This is a genomic window from Streptomyces sp. NPDC048275 (assembly GCF_040652275.1).
Taxonomy (GTDB): Bacteria; Actinomycetota; Actinomycetes; order Streptomycetales; family Streptomycetaceae; genus Streptomyces.
Window position 1 is genome coordinate 86,298 of record NZ_JBEZLR010000002.1, and the last position, 20,877, is coordinate 107,174.

Below are 20,877 nucleotides of genomic sequence, written 5' to 3' on the forward strand. Positions count from 1 at the left end.
CGCCCGGTGTGCGAGGCATGCCCGCTGCGCCTACCGTGGCTCGCATGGCCGATGCGGTGGAACTCGAGGCAGCGGGGAGGACCGTACGTCTGTCCAGCCCGGGCAAGATCTTCTTCCCGGAGCGCGGCTTCACGAAGCTGGACCTCGCCCAGTACTACCTTGCCGTCGGCGACGGCATCCTGCGCGCCCTGCGCAACCGCCCGACCACCCTGGAGCGGTACCCGGAGGGCGTCGAGGGCGAGAACTTCTTCCAGAAGCGGGCGCCCAAGAACATGCCCGACTGGATCCCGACCGCCCACATCACCTTCCCCAGCGGGCGCAGCGCCGACGAGATGTGCCCCACCGAGGTCGCCGCCGTGCTGTGGGCCGCGCAGTTCGGCACGCTCACCTTCCACCCGTGGCCGGTACGTCGGGACGATGTCGACCGCCCCGACGAACTCCGCATCGACCTCGATCCGCAGCCCGGCACGGACTACGACGACGCGGTGCGCGCCGCCCACGAACTGCGCGAGGTACTCCACGAGTACGGGGATCTGCGCGGCTGGCCCAAGACCTCCGGCGGGCGCGGCCTGCATGTCTTCGTGCCGATCCAGCCGCGCTGGACCTTCACGCAGGTCCGCCGGGCCGCCATCGCCGTCGGGCGCGAACTGGAGCGCCGTATGCCCGACCAGGTCACCACCGCTTGGTGGAAGGAGGAAAGAGGCGAAAAGATCTTCGTGGACTACAACCAGACCGCCAGAGACCGCACCATCGCCTCCGCCTACTCCGTACGCCCCCGCCCGCACGCCCCCGTCTCCGCGCCCCTGCGCTGGGACGAGGTGGGCGACGCCCATCCCCGGGACTTCGACCTGGCGACCATGCCGAAGCGCTTCGCCGAACTCGGCGATGTACACGCGGACATGGACGACCACGCCTTCTCCCTGGAGGCCCTTCTCGAACTCGCCAGCCGCGACGAGCACGACCACGGCCTGGGTGACCTGCCGTACCCGCCCGAGTACCCGAAGATGCCCGGTGAACCGAAGCGGGTGCAGCCGAGCCGGGCGAAGCACGACAACTAGGAAGGCGCAGCACGAAGAGCTCGGCGTCCTCCTCCTCGTCCTCGAAGACGCCGCCTCTTCTCTCCCCGTGAACACACAGACCTCCCCGTCGTCAGCGGCGTACGGCTGCCACTGATCACAGCGTGCCGCACGCCACTGACAACGGCTCGGACAGGACCGACGTCCCTCCGGCCCCTCACAACTCCTTGATGCGGATGTCCCGGTACGAGATCACATCCGTCGTGCCGTGCACCTGAAGACCGAGGTAGCCGGAGGTGAACCGCCGTCCGTCCGTACCCGGGTCGTCCGAGCGCGGCGGATAGAAGTCCTGACCGCCGAGGTTGTCGAACTCGTTGATCAGCACGCCGTTGCGGTACACCGAGTAGTGCTGGTCGACGACGCGGATCTCGTAGTCGTTCCAGGTGCCCTTCTGGGTGACGCCCGCACCGGCGAGGCCCACGCGGTCGAAGCCGTAGACCGACCCCGTCTTGTACATGTCGCCGTCGGGCCGGTCGAGCACCTGCACCTCGTGCCCGTACTTGATGGCGACCCACTCGGGCCGCGACTCCTCGGGGTGGTCGTGGACCCAGGGGAATCGCACGAACACACCGGAGTTGGCGTTCCCGGTGCCGGGAGCGTCGTCACGCCACTGGAGCTTCAGCGAGAAGTCGCCGTACTTGCGCTCGGGGAACCACAGCATGCCGAGCCCGTCCTTGGACGTGCCGGATGTGATCGATCCGTCCGTGTTCAGGCCGAACGAGCCGCCGCCCACGTGCTCCCACTGGTCGAAGGACGCTTGTGAGCCGTCGAGGATCTTGCGGTAGCCGTCGGTCTGGCCAGGCTTGCCGATGCCGGACTGCTTGGCCGCCTTGGTGATCCGGTTGTCCTCCCGCTGGTCGATGACACCTTCCTTGAGGAGTTTGTCCAGGACGGTCGTGACGTGCTTGAGGAACAGAGCGTGGGAGGTCCACTCCTTCTCGTCCTCGATCAACTCGTTGATGCGGCAACGGTTGTTGGTGACCCGGTTCGGTACGCCTGAGTCGACCGTGCCGACGATCACCGTCAACCGCTCGTCGTACTCCGGGCAGTTGGGCGCGGGTACCCCGCCGCCCGTCGCGACGGTGAAGCTCACCGTCCGTGGCTCGGACGTGTTGCCCGCCTTGTCGCTCGCCCGGTACGCAACGGTGTGCGCGCCGACGCGGTCCACCGTCACCGGTGCGGTGTAGGTCAGATAGGGTCCGCCGTCGAGCGAGTACTCGATCACGGCGACCCCCGAACCGTGCTCGTCCGTGGCGCTCACGGTCACCTTGGCGTTCCCGACGTACGCCCCGCCGGAGTTCCGTGTTCCGTCGACGGTCACCCCGGTCACCGGTGGCGTCGTGTCCTGAGTGGGTGGCGCGACCACCGTGAACGAGACGCTCTTCTCGGCGGACACGTTGCCCGCCTTGTCGGTGGCGCGGTAGTGCACGGTGCGCGCGCCGAGTTGATGCACCATCACCGGACCGGTGTACGGCTGCCAGGCACCGGAGTCGACCGCGTACTCGATCGTGTTGACTCCCGAGCCGGTGTCGGAGGCCGAGACGGTGACCGTGGCCATGTCGAGGTAGGCCCCCTCGGCGTTGCGCTCACCGCTCACCGTCGCCGAGGTCTCGGGCGGTGTCGTGTCGTCGGACGGCGGGGCGACCACCGTGAACGAGACGCTCTTCTCCCCGGCCACGTTGCCGGCTTTGTCCGTGGCCCGGTAGCGAACGGTGTGGCTGCCGACCTGATCGAACACGACGGGCGCGGTGTACGGCTGCCACGCTCCCGTGTCGCCGATCGCGTACTCGATCCGGTCGACGCCGGAACCGCCCGCGTCGGTCGCGTTGACCGTCACGCTCGCCGAACCGACGTACTGCCCCTGCGCGTTCTGCGTACCGCTCACACTCGCCGACGTCTCGGGTGCCGTCGTGTCGTCGCCGCCGCCCTCGGTCACGACGAGGATGCCCTGCATCTGGCCGTGGCCGGGGATCGTGCAGTGGTAGAAGTAGCGGCCCGGGGTGAGCGTGACCTCGGCGGTGTGGCGGCCGCCCTGGTCGTCGTTCGGGTTGGCGAGGATGTTGAGCTGGACGTCGTTGTTGAACTCGGGATCGGAGGTCTCGAACGTCAGGGTGTGCGGCATACCGGTGGTGTTGCCGGTCGCCGCGCTGTTCTCGAAGACGATCGTCGTCGCTCCCGCCACCGCCGTCGTGGGCGCCGACATGTACCGGGTGATGTCGTCGCCCGCCGTCCAGGTGAGCACCTGGGCGGCGGCCGTACGTGCCGGGGCTTCGCTCTGCCCGACGGCGGACATCGCCGGCAGCCCGAGCAGCATCAGCAGCGCGGCGAGCAAACCCGTCCAGATTCTTCGTTGGCGCATCACTGTGCCTCCCTTGCCAGCTGATCGGCGACCGGGGTCGCCCCGCCACCGGTGTATGTGACCCTCCACAGCGCCGACTTGGAGTCCGAGGTGAAGAAGCCGCGCCCGTAGTCGAGGACGTACAGCGAGCCGTCCGGTCCGAACTTCCAGTCCATGAGGTTCTTGATGCCGTCGTTGCCGATGGGCACGATCTTCTTCAGCGACTCCGAGTGGATCGGCAGCCCGCCGTCTCCTTGTGTCTTCGGGTCGGTGAGCACGGCGTTGCGCGGCTGGTCGGCGTCGTAGAAGTCGCCGACGAACCACTTGCCGTCCCAGTACGAGGGCCATGCGACGTCACTCGAGCTCGTCGTGTCGTACCGGTAGACCGGGCCGTTCATCGCCGCCTGCCCGCCGCCCTTGAGCCACGGCAGCAGATAGGTGGCCTCCTCCTGCTTGTACGAGGGGATGCCGTTCGCGTCGCGCGGATAGTCCGGGGCGCCGCCCTGGGGCGAGTACCAGATGTTGTTGCCGGTGACCGGCGGGAGGTTGACGAGACCGTCGTTGTTGGGGGACTCGTTCTTGGGGTGATCGCAGTCGTACCAGCCGAGCGGTCGGGTCGGGTCGGGCAGATTGCGGTCCCGGTAGGGCTGCTTGTTGCCCATGCAGTAGGGCCAACCCCGGTTGCTCGCCTTGGTGATGACGGCGAAGGTGTCGTACTTGGCGGGGCCCCAGGTGGTCGACGGCACGCCCGCGTCCGGGCCGACCCACCCGGCGTACAGGGTGTCGGTCTTCTTGTCGACGGAGATGCGTGCGGGGTTCCTGACCCCCATCACATAGATCTCACCGCGCGTCTTGCCGCCGCCCTCGGCGGTCTCCTTGCCGGTGAACAGATTGCCTTCCGGGAGCGTGTACGTGCCGTCGGGCTCCGGGTGGATGCGCAGTATCTTGCCGTTGAGGTTGTTGGTGTTGCCCGCGGTGCGGCGCGCGTCAGCGAACGACACGCCCTTGTAGTTGGGCTGGGGGTTGTTGCCCGAGTAACCGTCGCTGAAGCGGCTGGAGTTGTTGTCCCCCGTCGCGATGTACAGGTTGCCCTGGGAGTCCCAGGCCATCCCACCGCCCGCGTGGCAGCAACTGTGGATCTGCACCGGCCAACTGAGCAGTACCTTTTCGCTGCTCAGGTCCAGCTTGTCGGTGGCGGGATCGAGCGTGAAGCGGGAGACGCGGCGCTCGGCCATCCGTGTGTCGCGGTTGATCTCGGAGTGGGGTGTGTAGTGCAGATACACCCAGCCGTTCTGCTCGAAGCGAGGATCGACCTCGATGCCGAGCAGCCCCTCCTCGACCTTGACCAGCTCGTCGCCGCCGCCCTTGTTGCCGAAGACCGTCAACTCGCCCGCCAGGGTGACCTTCTTGGTCTTCGGGTCGTAGACGTGGATCTGGCCCTTGCCCTTGCCGATGTCGGGGTTGTTCCAGTCGGTGATCACCGGCTGGGAGGAGTCCGCGCCGCCGCGGCCGATGTAGAGCACGCGCCCGTCGGGCGTGGTGACCAGGCCGTGCGGCTCGCCGATCTGGTCGCTTTGGCCGGGCTGATTGGGCTGAGTCAGGCGCTCCGCCTTGTAGTTGGCGTTGATGGTCGCCTTGCAGTCGGCCCGCGCGAGGCGGGTCGTCCAGAGCAGGGCGCCGCGCAGATGCGTGCGGAAGTCGGTCTCGTCGAACGATGCCGCCGTGCCGCCCATGCCGGTGTAGAAGGAGCGGCCGCCGTCGTAGTCGCGGCACCAACTCACCGGATGGTCCGAGCCGTTCGCGCTGGTGCCCGGCTGATACGTCGACTCGCGCACCCGAGCCACGGTGTGTACCTCGCCCGATGGGTTCTTCACCCAGTTGAGCCACTGGTCGGGGCGCTTCCACTGGACCGGGAGGTCCTTGGTGGCGGGATGTTGCCGGTCGCCGACCTCAACGGTCGCCCGCTGGACGTTCGTCGGGCTGGTGGTCGCCGGACGGGCGCCGATGAGTCCGGTGAACCAGTCCGAGTACGGCTCGGCGCGGGCCGCGTCATGGAGGCCGACGAAACCGCCGCCGGCCTCCATGTACGCCTCGAGGCCCGCCTCCTGCTCCGGATCGAGGACATCTCCGCCACCCGTGAGGAACACGATGGCATTGAACCGGCCCAGCTTTGTCTCCTGCGTGAAGACCGAGGCGTCGTCCGTGGCCTCGACCTTGAAATGCTGCGCGGCCGGGCCGGACAGACCGATCTTCTCGATGGCTTCGATTCCGGCGTTCACGACCGGTGACTCGTCCCCGGCCGCCGCCGAGCCGTAGAAGATCAGCACCCGTACGTTGGCGCCGCCTGGTGGCGACTTGATAGACATCGTTGTCAGGGGCGGTTCCGGAGCCTGGCCCGCACTCGCGGGCGGGGCCGAGAGTGCCCCCGCGGTGACGGCTCCGGCGGCCAGGGCGGTGGCCCAGGCGCGGAGTCGGCTTTTGGGTCTTCTCGCGCTCAACCCTCGTAAGACGGACGGTTTTTGATGCGATGGGAGCCGCATGTGGTCATCCAGTCCTCGTCGGTCACAGCAACAGCGCCAAGGAAGCTAGACCTCTTTTCGCGGCTCGCCAATAGGTATGACCGTAAGGGAACGAACTTTGTCCTGGGTGTGGATAAACTGGCGTCGTGCGACTACTGTCTCACCAGTTCATCTCCGTAAATTCCGTACCAGGGTGGGGAGTTCGGCATGGACAGACGTGGCTTCCATCGGCGGATGCTGCTGGGCGGGGCGGCGGTCGCAAGTGGGGTGACATCGTTGTCGTCGGCTCCTCGGGCGGTGGGTGCAGGCGACGCCGTGCGGACCGCTCCGGCCGGCGGCGAGGTCCGGCACATCAAGCTGTACGCCGAGAAACTGGCCGACGGGCAGATGGGCTACGGCTTCGAGAAGGGCAAGGCGTCGATTCCCGGTCCGCTGCTCGAGCTCAATGAAGGCGACACGCTGCACATCGAGTTCGAGAACACGATGGACGTGGCGGCGAGCCTGCATGTCCACGGCCTCGACTACGAAATCTCCAGCGACGGAACGAAGTTGAACAGGAGCGATGTCGAGCCGGGCGGCACCCGCACCTACACCTGGCGCACCCACGCGCCCGGCCGCCGCAAGGACGGCACGTGGCGCGCGGGCAGCGCGGGGTACTGGCACTACCACGACCATGTGGTCGGCACGGAACACGGAACGGGCGGTATTCGCAAGGGCCTGTACGGCCCGGTGATCGTCCGCCGCAAGGGCGACATCCTCCCCGACCGGACCTTCACCATCGTTTTCAACGACATGACGATCAACAACAAGCCCGCTCACTCCGGCCCCAACTTCGAGGCCACGGTGGGTGATCGCGTCGAGATCGTGATGATCACGCACGGCGAGTACTACCACACGTTCCACCTGCACGGTCACCGCTGGGCCGACAACCGGACGGGGCTGCTGACCGGCCCCGACGACCCGAGCCAGGTCATCGACAACAAAATCGTCGGGCCCGCGGACTCCTTCGGATTCCAGGTGATCGCGGGGGAGGGCGTGGGGGCCGGAGCGTGGATGTACCACTGTCACGTCCAGAGCCATTCCGACATGGGGATGGTGGGGCTGTTCCTGGTGAAGAAGACGGACGGGACGATTCCGGGGTATGAGCCGCATGAGCATTAGCCGGCGCTGATGTCGAGCACGGTCCACTCCGTGAAGGGGTCTTCCTGGATGTAGATGCGTGGCCCGCGGCAGACGACGCGGCGGCGACCGAGGTCGGTGCCGTCGGGGCGGACGAGTCGCCGCTCCGCGACGGCGGCGACCCCCGTGTCCGTCAGCTCGCCGATGACGAGCCGGTCGCGTTCGTGCTCGTAGCCGCCGAAGAAGGTCACGCGACCGTCGTGGACCGCCAGTCCCCTGGCGCCCCGGACCTGGTTGGCGTGGGCTCGCACACCCTGGTCCGGGCCGATCTCCAGCAGGGAGAACTCGGTGTAGGCGCAGACCCACGCCGAGCGGTCGCTGACGTTGAGCGCGTAGCAGTCGCTGATCGTGTCGCCGTGGTTCGCCGGGTGGTACGTCCACAGAGGGTCGCCGGTGTGGCTCCAGCGCCGTAGCCCGGGCCAACTGAGCTCGTCGTCGCCATACACGCCCTCGTCGAAGTAGCCCACCCACAGATCGCCGGCTTCATCGGTCAGCAGGTGCTCGATTCCGTCCCCCACGCGAAACGTCCACGAGAGGCGTCCGAGGGCGTCGAAGACCTGGACGTGTTCCCCTTGCGCCCGGCTGCGTGTGTCCGCGACGACGAATCCGCCGTCCGGGAGGGCGTCGAGCTGGGGGAATGCAGCCCGCAGAGCGCTGAGATGTGTCTCGTACGGGGGTCCGTCCCCGACCGTGACGACCACGGCGTCGTACGGCTTCTCGCGGCGCGGCTCGGGCGGACGCTCGGTCAGCAGCCAGTGCGCGCGCCCGAAGGCGTCGATCGTGCTGTGGGCGATGTTCCGGTCCCGATAGGAGCGGGGCAGACGGGCGAACGCGGCCAGTGGGGTCGCGGGGCGGTCAGGCGTCATGGACCTTTCTCATGGTCATGCGGAGATCATCATCCCGTACGGCTCGTCGGCGCAAGCCTTTTCGTTGATCCGGGAGCGCTCTCACGGCGGCGGCGCGGCTATCCTGATCCGCAACCGCTGGGGAGGTGCTCACGGGTGACCGGGACAGTGTCGCGCCCCACGTTGGAGGCCGTGGCCGCGCGGGCCGGGGTCTCCCGGGCCACCGCGTCGCGTGTCGTGAACGGTGGCGACGGGGTGCGGGAGCCGCTCGTCGAGCGGGTCAGGCGAGCCGTCGAAGAGCTCGGGTACGTGCCGAACCAGGCCGCACGCAGCCTCGTCACCCGGCGCCACGACGCGGTGGCCGTCGTGATCGCCGAACCGGAGACCCGAGTCTTCGCGGACCCCTTTTTCGCACTCCAACTCCGAGGCATCAGCAAGGAGTTGACGGCACATGACTCGCAGCTCGTGCTGCTGCTCACGGAGGGGCGCGACGACTACGCACGCGTGGGCCGTTATCTCGCCGGCGGTCATGTCGACGGCGCGCTCGTCTTCTCGCTGCACCTCGACGACCCGCTGCCCGGACTGATCCACGGCGCGGGCGTGCCGACCGTGTTCGGCGGACGCCCGGGCTGGGCCGACGGCACCCGTGACGCCGCGTCGACGGTGTACGTCGACTGCGACAACCGGGGCGGCGCCCGCGAGGCCGTACGCCACCTCGTCGGACTCGGCCGTACGCGTATCGCGCACATCACCGGCGCCCTCGACCAGACCTCCGCGGTCGACCGGCTCGACGGGTTCCGGGACGTCATGGTCGACGTCGATCCGGAGCTCATCGCCGAGGGCGACTTCACGCCCGCGGACGGCGAGCGTGCGATGCGGGAGCTGCTGGAGCGACGCCCTGATGTGGACGCGGTGTTCGCCGCGAACGATCTGTCGGCCTCGGGAGCCCTGCGCGTCCTGCGTGAGCGGGGACGGCGGGTGCCCGACGACGTCGCCGTGATCGGCTTCGACGACATGCTGCCCGTCGCCGAACAGACGGACCCACCGCTGACGACGGTCCGTCAGGACATCGAGGAAATGGGCCGGTTGATGGCTCGCCTGCTGCTGCGGGACCTCGATCACCGGACCGGTAAGGGGAGTCCGGGCGGCGGGCCCTCCAGCGTGGTGCTGCCGACGACATTGGTACGGCGGGCCTCCGCCTAGGGCAGCCCTTGGCCGGTTGCCGCGCTGTCGTCACTCTTGGTGCGGGCCCAAGTTGCCCAGCACTTCCCCCAGTTGGGGCGGGGTGAGGGGTGGCTCGGGCAGCGCTGAGGTGAGGGGGGAGGCGCGCAGGCCGTCCAGGAGGAGGGTGAGCGGGCGGCGCCAGGCGTCCGGGGCCGTGGTCGTGAGGGCCGGGACGGCGCGGCCGAGCGCGGCCAGTGTGAAGAGGAGGTCCTCGGTGGTGAGATCGCCGCGGATCGTGCCCTGTTCACGGCCGCGGCGCAGGAGCACCTCCAAGGTCTCCCGGTTGTGGGCGTGTACGGCATCAAGGGAGTCGACGCCCTTGAGGTGGGTGGTCATCAGGTCGTTCGTACCGCGGTCGGCGGCCAGTCCGGCGAAGACCGTCTCCAGATAGCCCAGCAGACCTGTCCAGGCTTCCTCACTGGTCCTGGCCCGCTCCCCGGCGTCCATGGTCTGCGTGAGCGAGTCCCGGAAGACCTCGTCGACCAGTGCGGCGCGGCTGGGGAAATGCCGGTAGAGCGTGGCGTTTCCCACGCCGGCCCGGCGGGCGATCACATCAAGCGGTGCGTGCAGCCCCTGTGCGGCGAACACCTCACGGGCAGCCTCGACCAACGACTCGCGGTTGCGCCGCGCATCGCGCCGCCGTACCGGATCGGGCCCGTTCACGCCGACCGTCATGACTTCGCCTCTCGGTAGTACCGGGGACAGCTCCCCAGTACTGATGCTATCGTCTACCGCAGAAGTGGGGAGTTATCCCCGCTTAGGTGGAGGCGTGACGGGGCGGGGCATGGACGGCCGGGGGAGCCGCCGGACTCGCCGAGACCGGGGTCGATGCCGCCGGGGCCGGCGCCGATGTCGCCATCGGCACGTCTGCCGGCGCGGTCCACGGTTCACGGCTCGCCTCCGGCATCAGCCCGGGCGAGCTGTACGAGGGTCAGCTGGCTCGGGCCGATGCCGTCGACGTGACGGTCACCTCGAGGCAGACGGCCCGCTTCCTGTGGGTGGCACTCGTCTCCGGTCGGGAACGGCTCGGCGGGCCACGTGTTTCGGGCCCACCGAGTCGTATCTCAGCTCTCCTGCGGCGCGCTCTTGATCACTGCGAAGCGTGCGCCGTACGGGTCGGCGAGCTTGGCCATGCGGCCGACGCCCTCCAGGTCGGTGGCGGGCATGCGGACTGTGCCGCCCAGCTCCTGGGCCTTGCTGACCGTCGCGTCCGTGTCGGTGACCTCGAAGTACGGCAGCCAGTACGCGCCGGACTTCGTCTCGGTCGGGGCGTCGGCCAGCGGGACGATGCCGCCGAACATGTCCGTGTCCTCGGTCCCCGCGGGGTTGATGCAGGTGTAGGTGCCGCCGGGGAACGGCGTGGCCGAAGTGGTCCAGCCGAACACGCAGTTGTAGAACGCGGCGGCCGCGGGCTCGTCCGCGGTGTAGAGCTCGACCCAGCACAGCGAGCCGGGGTCACCGGCCACCTCGATGCCCTTGGTCTGGCCCGGCTGCCAGATTCCGAACGGCACGCCCGCCTCGTCGCCGAGGATCGCCATGTGGCCCTTGCCCATGACATCCATGGGCTGAACGATCACGCTGCCCCCGGCCTGCTCGGCCGCTTTGGCGGTGGCATCGGCGTCAGGGCTCTGGAAGTACACGGTCCAGGAAGGCGGGCCCTGCTCCTCGGTGGTCTGCATGCCGCCCGCGGCGGTCTTTCCGGCGAGTTGGAAGAAGCCGTAGCCACCGGCGTCGGGCCCCGCGGACTGGAATCGCCAGCCGAAGAGGTCCCCGTAGAAGGAAGTGGCGCCCTCGATGTCGGGGGTGCCGACATCGAGCCAGTTCGGGGCGCCGGTGACAAAGCGGGTGGTGAGCATGATTGCCCTCCTTCGAGAGGTCCCGTTGCCTGCACTGCCGAGTCTTGCACCGCCCACTGACAATGGCCGCCGGGCCGCCCGCCGCGGATCTGTGCGACGGCCGCGGTTGCTCTGGGTGACCGGCGAGGTTCGCCTTGTTTTCACGCCTCCCGCGCGCCGCCGTGCCCTTCCGCGTCCGGCGGGGCCATCATCGGGGCCGTCGGCGGCATCGGAACACGGCGTTGATCCCGCGTTGATCGAACGTTTTTCGCCGCGCGGCACGATCTTCGCCATGCACACCGACACCATCGCCCCGGCCGACATCGACTGGCAGAACCAGGCACTGTGCGCGCAGACCGGGGCCGATTTCTTCTTTCCCGAGCCGGGCAGCTCGGTGCGGGAGGCGAAGCGCATCTGCGGCATGTGCGAGATGCGCTCCGCCTGCCTCCAGTACGCCCTGAACAACGACGAACGCTTCGGGGTCTGGGGTGGCCTTTCCGAGAAGGAGAGGATGAGCCTCAGGCGTACGGCTGAGTAGGCCTGCGGCCAGGACGGCTGAGTAGGCCCTGCGGCCAGGACGGGCGGGTGCGGCGCCCCGATCCGTCACCGCACCGCCTCCGCGTCGTCGGACCCGATCAGACCCAGCAGGAACCCGACCGCCTGTCCCGACGCGCTGTTGTCCTGCATGGGCGCATGATTCTGCAGCGGCCCGGCCGTCCGCACGGTAAATGAGGTACGCCGCATGGCTTTCAGCAGGCAGAATCCCCCGCATGTCCCGCACCCCGCAGCAGTACGCCGAGAGTCTGCTGAACGTCCTCGATCCGCTGCCGTTCCCGCACCGCATGCGCGAGCTCGCCCTGATGGTCAGGGAGGTGGCGCCGCTGCGGCCGGTTCTGGAGGAGCTCGAAAGCCGCGGACCGTACGGTCGCGGGATCGCCGTCGTCGCGGCGTCCGTCGTCCGGGACGCCGAATGGATCGCGGACCGTATCGCCGACCCCGACAGCTTCGTGCGCGGACACGCGCTGCGCGTCGCCGAAAGCCTCCAAGTACCCGACTCCGCCTACGAGTCGGCGCTCGAGGACGCCCCGGAAGTGGTCCGCAGACAGCTGCTGGGCGCGATCGTCGCGGGGCGGCGGACCGCGCTCGCCGACCGGCTGCTGGAAGGCCGGCGGCAGGCTTGGGGCGACGCGGACGCGGCATGGCTGCTGCCCGCCTGCGCCCCGGAGACGGTCGCCCGTCTGCTCCCCGAACTCTTCCACGCCGTCAGCGGGTGGAAGACGCTCGCCAAGCGGCATCCCGGCCCGCTTCTCGACGTCGCGGAAGGGGAGTTGACGGCGCTGCCCGAGGCTTTGCGAGCCACTTGGTGGGGCCGGTACGCACCGGGCGTGGCCGCCACGGTCCCCGCGGAGCCACTGCGCGTGCTGGACCTGCTCGAACGCTTCCGGCCGGGCGCCGTTCCCCACCTGTTCCACGACCACTTCGGAGCGTTCGCGGCGGCCGACGCGAGCCGCTGCCTGAAGCTGCTGCTCACACCGGGTGAAATCGCCGCGCGCCGCAGTCGGGCCCTGGGCCCCGCGGTGCTGCGCAGACTGGCCCGCTCCGGCGCGCCCGAACTCGCCGCCTACGGCCAGGTCCTGGCAGAGTGGGGCGATCTCGCGCCGCTCCTGAAGGCGCTGCCGCCCGCCCGACGCCACGCCTTCTACCGGAGCGCGGAGGAAGACCGCGGAGCCGGACACGTCACCATCGACACGGTCATCCTCGAAGTGCTGCCGCGCAGTGCTGTCGCCGAGGAGGCCCGACGGATGGCCGCCGTCGCCCGCGAACGCGGCGCCCGCTGGAACTCCCTGCTGCTCGCCGAGTCCTTCCTGCCCGTCGCCGAGGTGCGCGAACGGCTCGTCGAGGCCACCCGGCGCCCGGCCGCCGAAGACCGCGCCGAGGCCTGGCCGTTGCTCATCCGCAACGCCGCCCGCTCAGGCGACCCCGCGGCCGTCACCTCCGTACTGGAGGACATGGGACGGCTGCGCAACGAGCAGGACCCGGTCCGCTCCGCCGCGCTCCACGCCCTGTCCGAGGTCCGGCCCGCGCTGTTCACCGAGGACGCCGAACCGCACCTCGACCGGATCGCCGCGGACGCCGTCGAGGCCCGCGACTCCTCGCCCGCCACCCGGCAGCACCTCGGCCGGCTCGCCCTCGCCGTCCTGCGCGAGCACGCGGCGGGCGGGCGACGGGAGTTGGTGAACTGGGCGCTGCGCACCCTGGTCCGGATATCCGGCAACACCGGCGGCGCCGACCTCGGCCGGCTCGACGCGAGGCTGCGCCGCGGCCAGGAGCACCAGGTGTACGAGGCGCTGCGCCCCTGGATCGAGGCGGGCGCCGAGAAGTCCGACTACAGCCTCGCCTTCGCGCTCGCCCGCGCGGCGGGGCGCCGCGCCGCCGGCATGCCCGAGCTGCAGGAACTCCTGTGGCAGGCCATCCGGTACGGCAACGACACGACCGTGCGCAGCGCGGTCGAGCTCTGGTTGGAGCCGCCCGCGACCCGGGACGAGCGGGTGGCGCGTATCCTCGCGCTCGAACCGTCCGCGGGTGCGCTGTGGCCCGTCCTCCAGGTCGTCACCCGGCGCCGCACCGATCTGCTCGACCTGCTGCTGGCCGACGCCCCGCCGTACGGGCGCTTTCTGACCAAGGGCACCCCCTGGACCGTACCGGTGGACCGCGACGTACGGCGTTGGGTACCGCGTCAACAGCTCGCGGTGGCCCGGCAGCTGGCGGCGGAGGCCGAGGACGCCGGGCTGCCGCTGTACCAGCGGGCCGCAGCCGTCATGCAGAGCGCGCTCGTCCCGGACACGGGCGCCGATCTCGTACGTCACTGGACGGATTCCCCGGACGTGGTGCTCGCCGAAGCGGCCCTGGCCGCGCTCGCCCGCACCGACCGGCCCGCCGACACACTGCCCGAGCTGCTGGCGCACGCGGGCACGGAGCGGGCGCGGGTCGCCGTGTACGCCGCCACCCAGGCGTCCCGGTACGCGGCGCCGTCGCGCCTTGCCGAGCAACTGCGCGCGGTGCTGTTCGCGCCGCGCGCCAAGGTGACCAGTCGCAAGGAGGCCGCCCGGCTCGCCGCCGTGCGACTGCCGGTGCCGCGGGCGGCGGCGCTGCTGACCGAGGCGTACGCGGCGCCGGGCACCCACGTCGACGTCCGCGCCGCCATCGTGGCCTTCGCGGGCGGCCTGCTCGCCGAGGAAGCGGTGTGGGGACTGTTGCGCGACGCCGCCGGCGCCGAACCGGTGCTGCGCACCGCGGTCCTCCGGGTGTCCCCGTGGGAACTGCCCGAACCCCACCGCGAGCGGTACGCCCGGCTGGTACGCGACGTGTCCGCCACCGACGACCCGGAGACCGCCGGACTCGCCTTCGACGCGCTGGCCCGCTGGGTGCCCTGGTCCCCGCAGGCCCCGACGGTCCTCGCCGACGCCATCGCCGACCTGACGCAGCGCACGAACTGGCGCGCGGCGGCGAGCGGTCTGGTGACCGCGGCGGCGGGCTCACCACGCGGTGGCCTGGCACTGGAGCGGGCGCTGAGGGCGTTGGCCGAGGCGGAGACCGCTGCGCAAGGTGACGGGTATGCCGATGCCGACGAGCGACGCGATCGACCGGCCCGGCAGCGCGTCGACCACCTCGTCGCGGGCCTCGCCCGGGAGGCCAGGCTGGTCCCGGGACCCATCCGTCCCGTGGCCCTCGCCGCCGGTGAACTGCTCGCCGGGTACGACGCCTTCGTACCGCAGGCGGCCGCGATCACGGTGTTTCACCTGGATCTGGACACCGATCCGGTGCGGCTGGAGCGGCTGGCAGCCCTCACCGAGGGCCGGCCGGCGCTCGCCGTGCGGACCGCCAAGGAGCTGGGGCAGCGGTTGCAGAGCAGGCCGTCCGAGGGGGATCCCGAGGTGCTGCTCGCCGCGGTACGGCGGTCGACCGCTCACGGCGGGTACGGCGAGGGTCTGCTCGCCGTGGCCGTCACGGAGGCGATGGGCGCCCGCACGGGCTGGGCCGCCCCCTGGCGGGAGCGGCTGAGAGCACTGCGCCGCCACCCGGTGGCCGACGTGCGGGACGCGGCGCTGGACCAGGTGACGGCGTACGAGTGAAAAGAAAGAGGGGCTGAGGGGGCGGTACTACGCGCTCGCGCGTGCCGCCATCCGTGCCTTGCGGGCCGCGAGCTTCTCGTCGAACTTCGCGGCCTCCGCGTCCAGGCCGCCCATGAAGAAGCCGAGCTCCTCCTGGGCCTGCAGGCCCTCGGGGCCGAGGCCGTCGATCTCCAGGACCTTGAGGTGGCGCAGCACCGGCTGCAGCACGTCGTCGTGGTGGATGCGCATGTTGTAGACCTCGCCGATGGCCATCTGCGCGGCGGCCCGCTCGAAGCCGGGCATGCCGTGACCGGGCATCCGGAAGTTGACGATGACGTCCCGCACGGCCTGCATGGTCAGATCGGGGGCGAGCTCGAACGCGGCCTTCAGCAGGTTCCGGTAGAAGACCATGTGCAGGTTCTCGTCGGTCGCGATGCGCGCCAGCATGCGGTCGCAGACCGGGTCGCCCGACTGGTGGCCGGTGTTGCGGTGCGAGACGCGCGTCGCGAGCTCCTGGAAGGCGACGTACGCGACGGAGTGCAGCATCGAGTGGCGGTTGTCCGACTCGAAGCCCTCGCTCATGTGCTGCATGCGGAACGCTTCGAGCTTGTCGGGGTCGACGGCGCGGGAGGCGAGCAGGTAATCGCGCATCACGATGCCGTGGCGGCCCTCCTCGGCGGTCCAGCGGTGCACCCAGGTGCCCCAGGCGCCGTCACGGCCGAAGAGCGAGGCGATCTCGTGGTGGTAGCTCGGCAGGTTGTCCTCGGTGAGGAGGTTGACGACCAGGGCGATCCGGCCGAGCTCGGTGACCTTGGACTGCTCCTTGTCCCAGGCATCGCCGTCCTCGAAGAAGCCGGGGAAGTTACGGGCGTCGCCCCACGGCACGTACTCGTGCGGCATCCAGTCCTTGGCCACCTTCAGGTGGCGGTTGAGCTCCGTCTCGACCACTTCCTCCAGCGCGTACAGCAGCCGAGCATCGGTCCAGGCGGCGGACGGGCTGCCAAGGTGGGGAGAAGTGATCGTCACGGGTACTCCAGGGGACGGGAAAGTACTGAGCGGGGACGAAACCTACGGCATCGTAGGCTACGAAACCGTAGGTTACGAAACCGTAGGTTAAGCGCAGTGTAAAGAGTGCCTGATCAGCGGGGGTCTTCAAGGGGGTGCGGCGCACCTTTGGACCCGGCCGGGACCGCCGTGGACCCGCCCCGCGATCGCGGATTCCGAGGCCGGACGGGCGTCTCGATCACTCGTTCAGGCGTACAGCCCTCGAAGTCGTACTGAGAGGCATGTCACACACCCTTCGAGTTTCTCGAACTCGCTGATGTCCACCAGAACCGGTTCGTGGCCGAGGCGCGCGAGCAGTTCCGCGGTCTTCGGGGCGCTCGCCGCCATCAGCAGTTTTCCGTCGCCGAGCAGCACGACGTGCGCACCGGACTCCTCCGGCACCGGCAGGAAGCGCGGGAACAGCGACGGTGTGTCCACCAGCGGCTCATGCCCGATCACCGTGCCGTCGGGCAGCGCGGTGACCGCCGACTTCAGATGCAGCACCTTGCTCACGGGTACGGCGACGACCCGCGCCCCGAGCGGTTCGAGGGCCGCCCGCAGTTGCTGGACCCCGGCCGCGTTGGTGCGGCCACCGCGGCCCACGTACACCGTGTCGCCGACCTTCAGGACATCGCCGCCCTCCAGGGTGCCCGGTTCCCAGATCCAGTTCACCGAGCAGCCCAGCCGGGCGACGGCCTCCTCGACCCCGGCGGTCTCGCCGCGCCGGGACTCGGCGCCCGGGCGGGAGATCAGCGCGACGTTGCGGAAGACGACCACGGTGTCCTCGACGAACACCGAGTCGGGGCAGTCGTCGGCCGGATCGACCTCGACGGTCTCCCAGTCATGCGTGCGCAGCGCCTCCGCGTACGCCTCCCACTGCTCGACCGCCAGGTCGACGTCCACCTTCTCGCGCTCGATGTGCGTGACCAGCCCCTCGGCGAGACGGGGGCTGGGCCGGCGGATGAGGGCTTTCTGGCTGGGCACGAGGGGTTCTCCGAATCGGCAGAGGGCGTCGGCGCAACATCATGCAGCGCCGCCCGCGCGCGCAAAAGCCCTTGCCTCTGCCTGGCGTACGGCGCTCCCGGACGGAGATCGGGCAACTCCCGAATCAGATGCGCGGTCGCCCCTGGCACCGAGGTTAGACAGCCCCCGGGCCCGGCGCTATGTCGGATACCCGACAGCTTCCGGCGTGGTTTCTTTCAGTTCTCCTCCTTCCAGCAGCAGCCAGCGTGTGATTCCGATCGACTCCAGGAACGGCACATCGTGACCGGCGACGATCAGCGCGCCCTCGTACGACTCCAGTGCCGTGGTCAGCTGCCGGACGCTCGCCATGTCGAGGTTGTTCGTCGGCTCGTCGAGCATCAGGAGCTGCGGCGCGGGCTCGGCCAGCATCAGTGCCGCGAGCGCCGCCCGGAAGCGTTCGCCGCCCGACAGCGTCGCCGCCCGCTGGTCGGCCCGCGCCCCCTTGAACAGGAAGCGGGCGAGGCGCGCCCGGATCCGGTTGTTGGTGGCGGCCGGCGCGAAGCGGGCCACGTTCTCGGCGACGGTCCGCTCGTCGTCGAGGACATCGAGCCGCTGCGGCAGGAACCGCAGGGGCACATGGACCCACGCCCCGCCGGACACCGCGTCCAGCTCCCCGGCGATCGTCCGCAGCAGCGTGGTCTTGCCCGCGCCGTTGCGCCCGATCAGCGCGATCCGCTCGGGCCCGCGCAGGTCGAACACGCCGTTCACGCGTGCGCCGTACCTGAGCTCGAGGTTCTCCAGCGTGAGGACGGTGCGGCCGGGCGGCACGGCCGTGTACGGCAGGTCGACGCGGATCTCGTCGTCGTCCCGTACGGCCTCCACCGCGTCGTCGAGACGCTCCTTCGCCTCGGCGAGCCGCTCCTCGTGCATGATGCGGTGCTTGCCGGCGGACTCCTGAGCCGCCCGTTTGCGCGCACCCATGACGATCTTCGGTTCCCGCTTCTGCTCGAACATCTTCTGCCCGTACCGCTTGCGTCGGGCCAACTTGACCTGGGCGTCGACCAGTTCGCGTTTCTGCTTCTTCAAGTCGGCCTCGGCGACGCGCACCATGCGCTCCGCGGCCTCCTGCTCGCCGGCGAGCGCCTCCTCGTACGCGGAGAAGTTGCCTCCGTACCAGGTGACCTCGGCGGAGCGCAGATCCGCGATCTGGTCGACGAGGTCCAGGAGTTCGCGGTCGTGGCTGACCACGACCATGACCCCGGACCAGGCCTCGACGGCCGCGTACAGCCTCCGCCGGGCGTACAGGTCGAGGTTGTTGGTGGGTTCGTCCAGCAGCAGTACGTCCGGTCGGCGCAGCAGCAGCGCGGCCAGCCGCAGCAGCACTGACTCACCGCCCGACAGTTCACCGATGGTGCGGTCCAACTCGATGTGCCCGAGCCCGAGTTCACCGAGCATGGCGAGTGCCCGCTCCTCGACGTCCCAGTCGTCGCCGACGACCTCGAAGTGCTCCTCGGCCACGTCGCCCGCCTCGATGGCGTGCAGCGCGGCGCGGATCGCGGCGATGTCGAGCGCCTCGTCGACCCGCAGACCGGTGTCGAGCGTGACGTTCTGCGGCAGATAGCCGATCTCGCCCGCGACGCGGATCGCGCCGTCGACCGGGGCGAGTTCGCCCGCGATCAGCTTCAACAGGGTGGATTTTCCCGATCCGTTGGAGCCGATGAGACCGGTCCTGCCGGGGCCGAAGGCGATCTGGAGGTCGTCGAAGACGGTGGTTCCGTCCGGCCAGACGAAGGAGAGGGAGGTACAGGTGATGGAGGTGGGGAAGGTAGACATATAAGCCTCGCGGTTGCTGGGTGTGGTCAGGGGCACGCGTTCGGGACACCGCGAGGTGGCTGACGACGAATCCAGGCCGGAGGGAAGCAGAAAGGCCCTGTACCGGAGGACGGCTCGTACGCCGAGGTCGCACGCTGCGCACACAGGACCGGAGAGAGCCGGCTGTGTGTGACGCGGTGTCTCAGACCTCAGACGAGCAACGTCCTTCTCCGATCGACGACAATAGGACCGCTCTACACCGTAGGAGCGGCCCTGGAGGCTGTCAAAGGATTAACGTGGCCCCGACGACGCGAAGGAGATTTTGTGCCGAACGGCTCGCTCTCGCTCCCCGTCCGGCTCTATCTGCTGGCCTGGGACACCACGAGGCTCAAGGTCACCGGTGCGACCCACCTCCACCACCTGGTGCGCGCGGGCGCCCTCACCGAACTGGCCCAGCGCGGACTGCTCACCGATGTGGACGGTATCGCCACGCCGGTCGACATCGATGCCCGCACGGGGGACCTCGTGCTCGACGGACTCCTGGAACTCGTCGAGGAGTCCCGGCCGCGGAAGTGGAAGGCGTGGGTGACGCTGCGGGCGCACGTCACCCTCGACGCCGTGCGCGCACAGCTCGCGGCCGAGGGATACCTAAGGGCCGAGAAAAAGCGGGTGCTCGGGCTCTTCCCGTCCGTGGACTACCAGCTGGATCGCGTGACCGTGGTGGACGCGCTTCAGGAGGAGGCACGGGAGGTGCTGCACGGCCCGGTGCCCGTCGACGAGATCGCCGACCGTGATGCGGCACTCGTCGCCCTCGCCGTCGCGGCCGAACTCCGCACCCTCGCCCCGGGCAAGGAGCGCCGAGTGCACAAGCAGCGCATCGAGGAGCTGACCGACCGCAGCGGAGCGGCGGCCCCGGCGCTGAAGCGGGTCATCCAGGAGGTGCGCACGGCGGTGATCGCGGCGTCGACGACGGCGGCCACGACGGCGGCGACCAGCGGCTGAGCGGTACGAAGAGAGGGGAGCAGCCTCCGGGCGCCCACCTCACGTACAGGTCGCATTCCTGCCGGCCCCGGCGCGCACCAGGTGACGGAATCGCCCCATGACGAACCCGAACCCCCGCCAGGAAGCCGCCCTCGCCTTCCGCGCCCTGCACGTGCCCGGGCGCCCGCTCGTCCTGCCCAACGCCTGAGACACGATGAGCGCGCTCCTGGTCGAGCAGGCCGGGACCGTCGGCCCGGCGACGCTCACGTCACTCGTGGCGGGCGTCGAGGGCCCGCTCAATGTGCTGGTCGGTCCCGACGCGCCGCCCGTCGCCGAGCCGGCCGCGTTCGGCGTCGCCCGGATCAGCGTGGGTTCGAGCATCGCTCTGGCCGCGCACGCCGTGGTCCGCCGCGCCGCGCGGGAGCTGCTGAGCGCGGGGACCTGTGACTCGCTGCGCGGTGGGCTCGACTACACCGAGCTCAACTCTCCAGCGGGCGGCAGTCGCTGAGGGGAGGCTCAGCAGGTGCCCCGCATCAGCTCCGCCAGGTCGTGGTCCAGATCCACTTGCAGATGCTCGAGCCCGACGGGCACCAGTTCGGTGGTGCGCCGCAGGAAGTGCTGCAGTTCGCCCGAGCGCACATGCACCACGGCAGTGCCCTCGACGGCGCGGAACTCCAAAACGGTGCGGTCGTAGCCGTACGGCCGCACACGTACGTCGCCGTACCCGACCGCCTCCTCCATGCCGGACGCGAGCAGCTCGCGTGCGAACGTCCAGCAGACCTCCACTCCCTCCAGCGTGGCCGGGGCGGGGAAGGTCATACGGATGGCGAAGGGGTCGCGTCGGTCGTACTGGAGCGTTGCGGGAATGCTCGGCATCCGCGGCGCGGCGGCGACGAGGCGGGCCTCTACGGGCTGCTCGATGACGGTGGACAACGCCTTGCTCCCTTGT

At 69.9% G+C, this 20,877-nt stretch carries 17 protein-coding genes; 7 read left to right on the plus strand and 10 right to left on the minus strand.

Features of this window, described 5'->3' with window-relative positions; genetic code table 11:
- Nucleotides 1–44: 44 nt before the first annotated feature.
- Nucleotides 45–1,058: a non-homologous end-joining DNA ligase gene (gene ligD, locus AB0D57_RS01740; protein WP_362065848.1), complete on the plus strand. Its 1,014-nt coding sequence runs from the start codon at nt 45–47 to the stop codon at nt 1,056–1,058.
- Nucleotides 1,059–1,233: 175 nt separating this feature from the next.
- Here the strand turns inward: ligD and AB0D57_RS01745 are convergent, their stop codons facing one another.
- Both AB0D57_RS01745 and AB0D57_RS01750 read right to left on the minus strand, forming a co-directional pair.
- Entirely contained in the window at nt 1,234–3,435 is a 2,202-nt protein-coding gene (locus AB0D57_RS01745; RefSeq protein ID WP_362065850.1) for a family 16 glycoside hydrolase, read from the minus strand.
- The gene (locus AB0D57_RS01750) at nt 3,435–5,864 is read right to left on the minus strand and encodes a ThuA domain-containing protein (protein ID WP_362066169.1); all 2,430 of its coding nucleotides are present in this window, start codon (nt 5,862–5,864) and stop codon (nt 3,435–3,437) included. Before AB0D57_RS01750 ends, AB0D57_RS01745 begins: the two co-directional genes overlap by 1 nt.
- A 276-nt stretch (nt 5,865–6,140) precedes the next feature.
- On the opposite strand from AB0D57_RS01750, the gene AB0D57_RS01755 reads away from it, so the two are divergent.
- Nucleotides 6,141–7,094, plus strand: a complete 954-nt coding sequence (locus AB0D57_RS01755; protein WP_362065852.1) for a multicopper oxidase domain-containing protein — start codon at nt 6,141–6,143, stop codon at nt 7,092–7,094.
- Here AB0D57_RS01755 and AB0D57_RS01760 read toward each other — a convergent pair.
- Nucleotides 7,091–7,978 carry a hypothetical protein gene (locus AB0D57_RS01760; RefSeq protein ID WP_362065854.1) on the minus strand — a complete coding sequence of 296 codons (888 nt, stop codon included), beginning with the start codon at nt 7,976–7,978 and terminating at the stop codon, nt 7,091–7,093. The two genes, AB0D57_RS01755 and AB0D57_RS01760, sit on opposite strands and share 4 nt — an antisense overlap.
- Nucleotides 7,979–8,113: 135 nt before the next feature.
- Here AB0D57_RS01760 and AB0D57_RS01765 point away from each other — a divergent pair, with 135 nt between their 5' ends.
- Nucleotides 8,114–9,160: a LacI family DNA-binding transcriptional regulator gene (locus AB0D57_RS01765; RefSeq protein ID WP_362065856.1), complete on the plus strand. Its 1,047-nt coding sequence runs from the start codon at nt 8,114–8,116 to the stop codon at nt 9,158–9,160.
- Nucleotides 9,161–9,190: 30 nt separating this feature from the next.
- Here AB0D57_RS01765 and AB0D57_RS01770 read toward each other — a convergent pair whose 3' ends face one another.
- Both AB0D57_RS01770 and AB0D57_RS01775 read right to left on the minus strand, forming a co-directional pair.
- Nucleotides 9,191–9,856, minus strand: coding sequence for a TetR family transcriptional regulator (locus AB0D57_RS01770; protein ID WP_362065858.1), 666 nt, complete (start codon nt 9,854–9,856; stop codon nt 9,191–9,193).
- Nucleotides 9,857–10,245: 389 nt separating this feature from the next.
- Entirely contained in the window at nt 10,246–11,037 is a 792-nt protein-coding gene (locus AB0D57_RS01775) for a VOC family protein (RefSeq protein WP_362065860.1), read from the minus strand.
- A gap of 271 nt (nt 11,038–11,308) precedes the next feature.
- Here AB0D57_RS01775 and AB0D57_RS01780 point away from each other — a divergent pair, with 271 nt between their 5' ends.
- The gene (locus tag AB0D57_RS01780) at nt 11,309–11,554 is read left to right on the plus strand and encodes a WhiB family transcriptional regulator (RefSeq protein WP_362065862.1); all 246 of its coding nucleotides are present in this window, start codon (nt 11,309–11,311) and stop codon (nt 11,552–11,554) included.
- 65 nt (nt 11,555–11,619) lie between these two features.
- On the opposite strand, the gene AB0D57_RS01785 is transcribed toward AB0D57_RS01780, so the two are convergent.
- Nucleotides 11,620–11,760, minus strand: coding sequence for a hypothetical protein (locus tag AB0D57_RS01785; RefSeq protein WP_362065864.1), 141 nt, complete (start codon nt 11,758–11,760; stop codon nt 11,620–11,622).
- A 26-nt stretch (nt 11,761–11,786) separates the two neighbouring features.
- Here AB0D57_RS01785 and AB0D57_RS01790 point away from each other — a divergent pair, with 26 nt between their 5' ends.
- The gene (locus tag AB0D57_RS01790; protein WP_362065866.1) at nt 11,787–15,149 is read left to right on the plus strand and encodes a hypothetical protein; all 3,363 of its coding nucleotides are present in this window, start codon (nt 11,787–11,789) and stop codon (nt 15,147–15,149) included.
- A 27-nt stretch (nt 15,150–15,176) separates the two neighbouring features.
- Here AB0D57_RS01790 and AB0D57_RS01795 read toward each other — a convergent pair whose 3' ends face one another.
- From AB0D57_RS01795 to AB0D57_RS01805, 3 genes are all read right to left on the minus strand, one after another.
- The gene (locus AB0D57_RS01795) at nt 15,177–16,154 is read right to left on the minus strand and encodes an acyl-ACP desaturase (RefSeq protein ID WP_362065868.1); all 978 of its coding nucleotides are present in this window, start codon (nt 16,152–16,154) and stop codon (nt 15,177–15,179) included.
- Nucleotides 16,155–16,379: 225 nt separating this feature from the next.
- Complete coding sequence (ddaH, locus tag AB0D57_RS01800) at nt 16,380–17,156, minus strand: dimethylargininase (protein ID WP_362065870.1); 777 nt, start codon at nt 17,154–17,156, stop codon at nt 16,380–16,382.
- A 177-nt stretch (nt 17,157–17,333) separates the two neighbouring features.
- Nucleotides 17,334–18,968 carry an ABC-F family ATP-binding cassette domain-containing protein gene (locus AB0D57_RS01805; RefSeq protein WP_362065872.1) on the minus strand — a complete coding sequence of 545 codons (1,635 nt, stop codon included), beginning with the start codon at nt 18,966–18,968 and terminating at the stop codon, nt 17,334–17,336.
- 303 nt (nt 18,969–19,271) lie between these two features.
- Here AB0D57_RS01805 and AB0D57_RS01810 point away from each other — a divergent pair, with 303 nt between their 5' ends.
- The gene (locus tag AB0D57_RS01810) at nt 19,272–19,949 is read left to right on the plus strand and encodes a GPP34 family phosphoprotein (protein ID WP_362065874.1); all 678 of its coding nucleotides are present in this window, start codon (nt 19,272–19,274) and stop codon (nt 19,947–19,949) included.
- A gap of 193 nt (nt 19,950–20,142) precedes the next feature.
- Entirely contained in the window at nt 20,143–20,436 is a 294-nt protein-coding gene (locus AB0D57_RS01815; RefSeq protein ID WP_362065876.1) for an isocitrate lyase/phosphoenolpyruvate mutase family protein, read from the plus strand.
- Between the two features lie 8 nt (nt 20,437–20,444).
- Here the strand turns inward: AB0D57_RS01815 and AB0D57_RS01820 are convergent, their stop codons facing one another.
- Entirely contained in the window at nt 20,445–20,861 is a 417-nt protein-coding gene (locus tag AB0D57_RS01820) for an SsgA family sporulation/cell division regulator (protein WP_362065878.1), read from the minus strand.
- Between the last annotated feature and the right edge of the window lie 16 nt (nt 20,862–20,877).

Coding starts and splice junctions, on each gene's coding strand:
- ligD (WP_362065848.1), top strand. CDS start 45: ATGGCCGATGCGGTGGAACTCGAGGCAGCGGGGAGGACCGTACGTCTG.
- AB0D57_RS01745 (WP_362065850.1), bottom strand. CDS start 3,435: ATGCGCCAACGAAGAATCTGGACGGGTTTGCTCGCCGCGCTGCTGATG.
- AB0D57_RS01755 (WP_362065852.1), top strand. CDS start 6,141: ATGGACAGACGTGGCTTCCATCGGCGGATGCTGCTGGGCGGGGCGGCG.
- AB0D57_RS01760 (WP_362065854.1), bottom strand. CDS start 7,978: ATGACGCCTGACCGCCCCGCGACCCCACTGGCCGCGTTCGCCCGTCTG.
- AB0D57_RS01770 (WP_362065858.1), bottom strand. CDS start 9,856: ATGACGGTCGGCGTGAACGGGCCCGATCCGGTACGGCGGCGCGATGCG.
- AB0D57_RS01775 (WP_362065860.1), bottom strand. CDS start 11,037: ATGCTCACCACCCGCTTTGTCACCGGCGCCCCGAACTGGCTCGATGTC.
- AB0D57_RS01780 (WP_362065862.1), top strand. CDS start 11,309: ATGCACACCGACACCATCGCCCCGGCCGACATCGACTGGCAGAACCAG.
- AB0D57_RS01785 (WP_362065864.1), bottom strand. CDS start 11,760: ATGCGGCGTACCTCATTTACCGTGCGGACGGCCGGGCCGCTGCAGAAT.
- AB0D57_RS01790 (WP_362065866.1), top strand. CDS start 11,787: ATGTCCCGCACCCCGCAGCAGTACGCCGAGAGTCTGCTGAACGTCCTC.
- AB0D57_RS01805 (WP_362065872.1), bottom strand. CDS start 18,968: ATGTCTACCTTCCCCACCTCCATCACCTGTACCTCCCTCTCCTTCGTC.
- AB0D57_RS01815 (WP_362065876.1), top strand. CDS start 20,143: ATGAGCGCGCTCCTGGTCGAGCAGGCCGGGACCGTCGGCCCGGCGACG.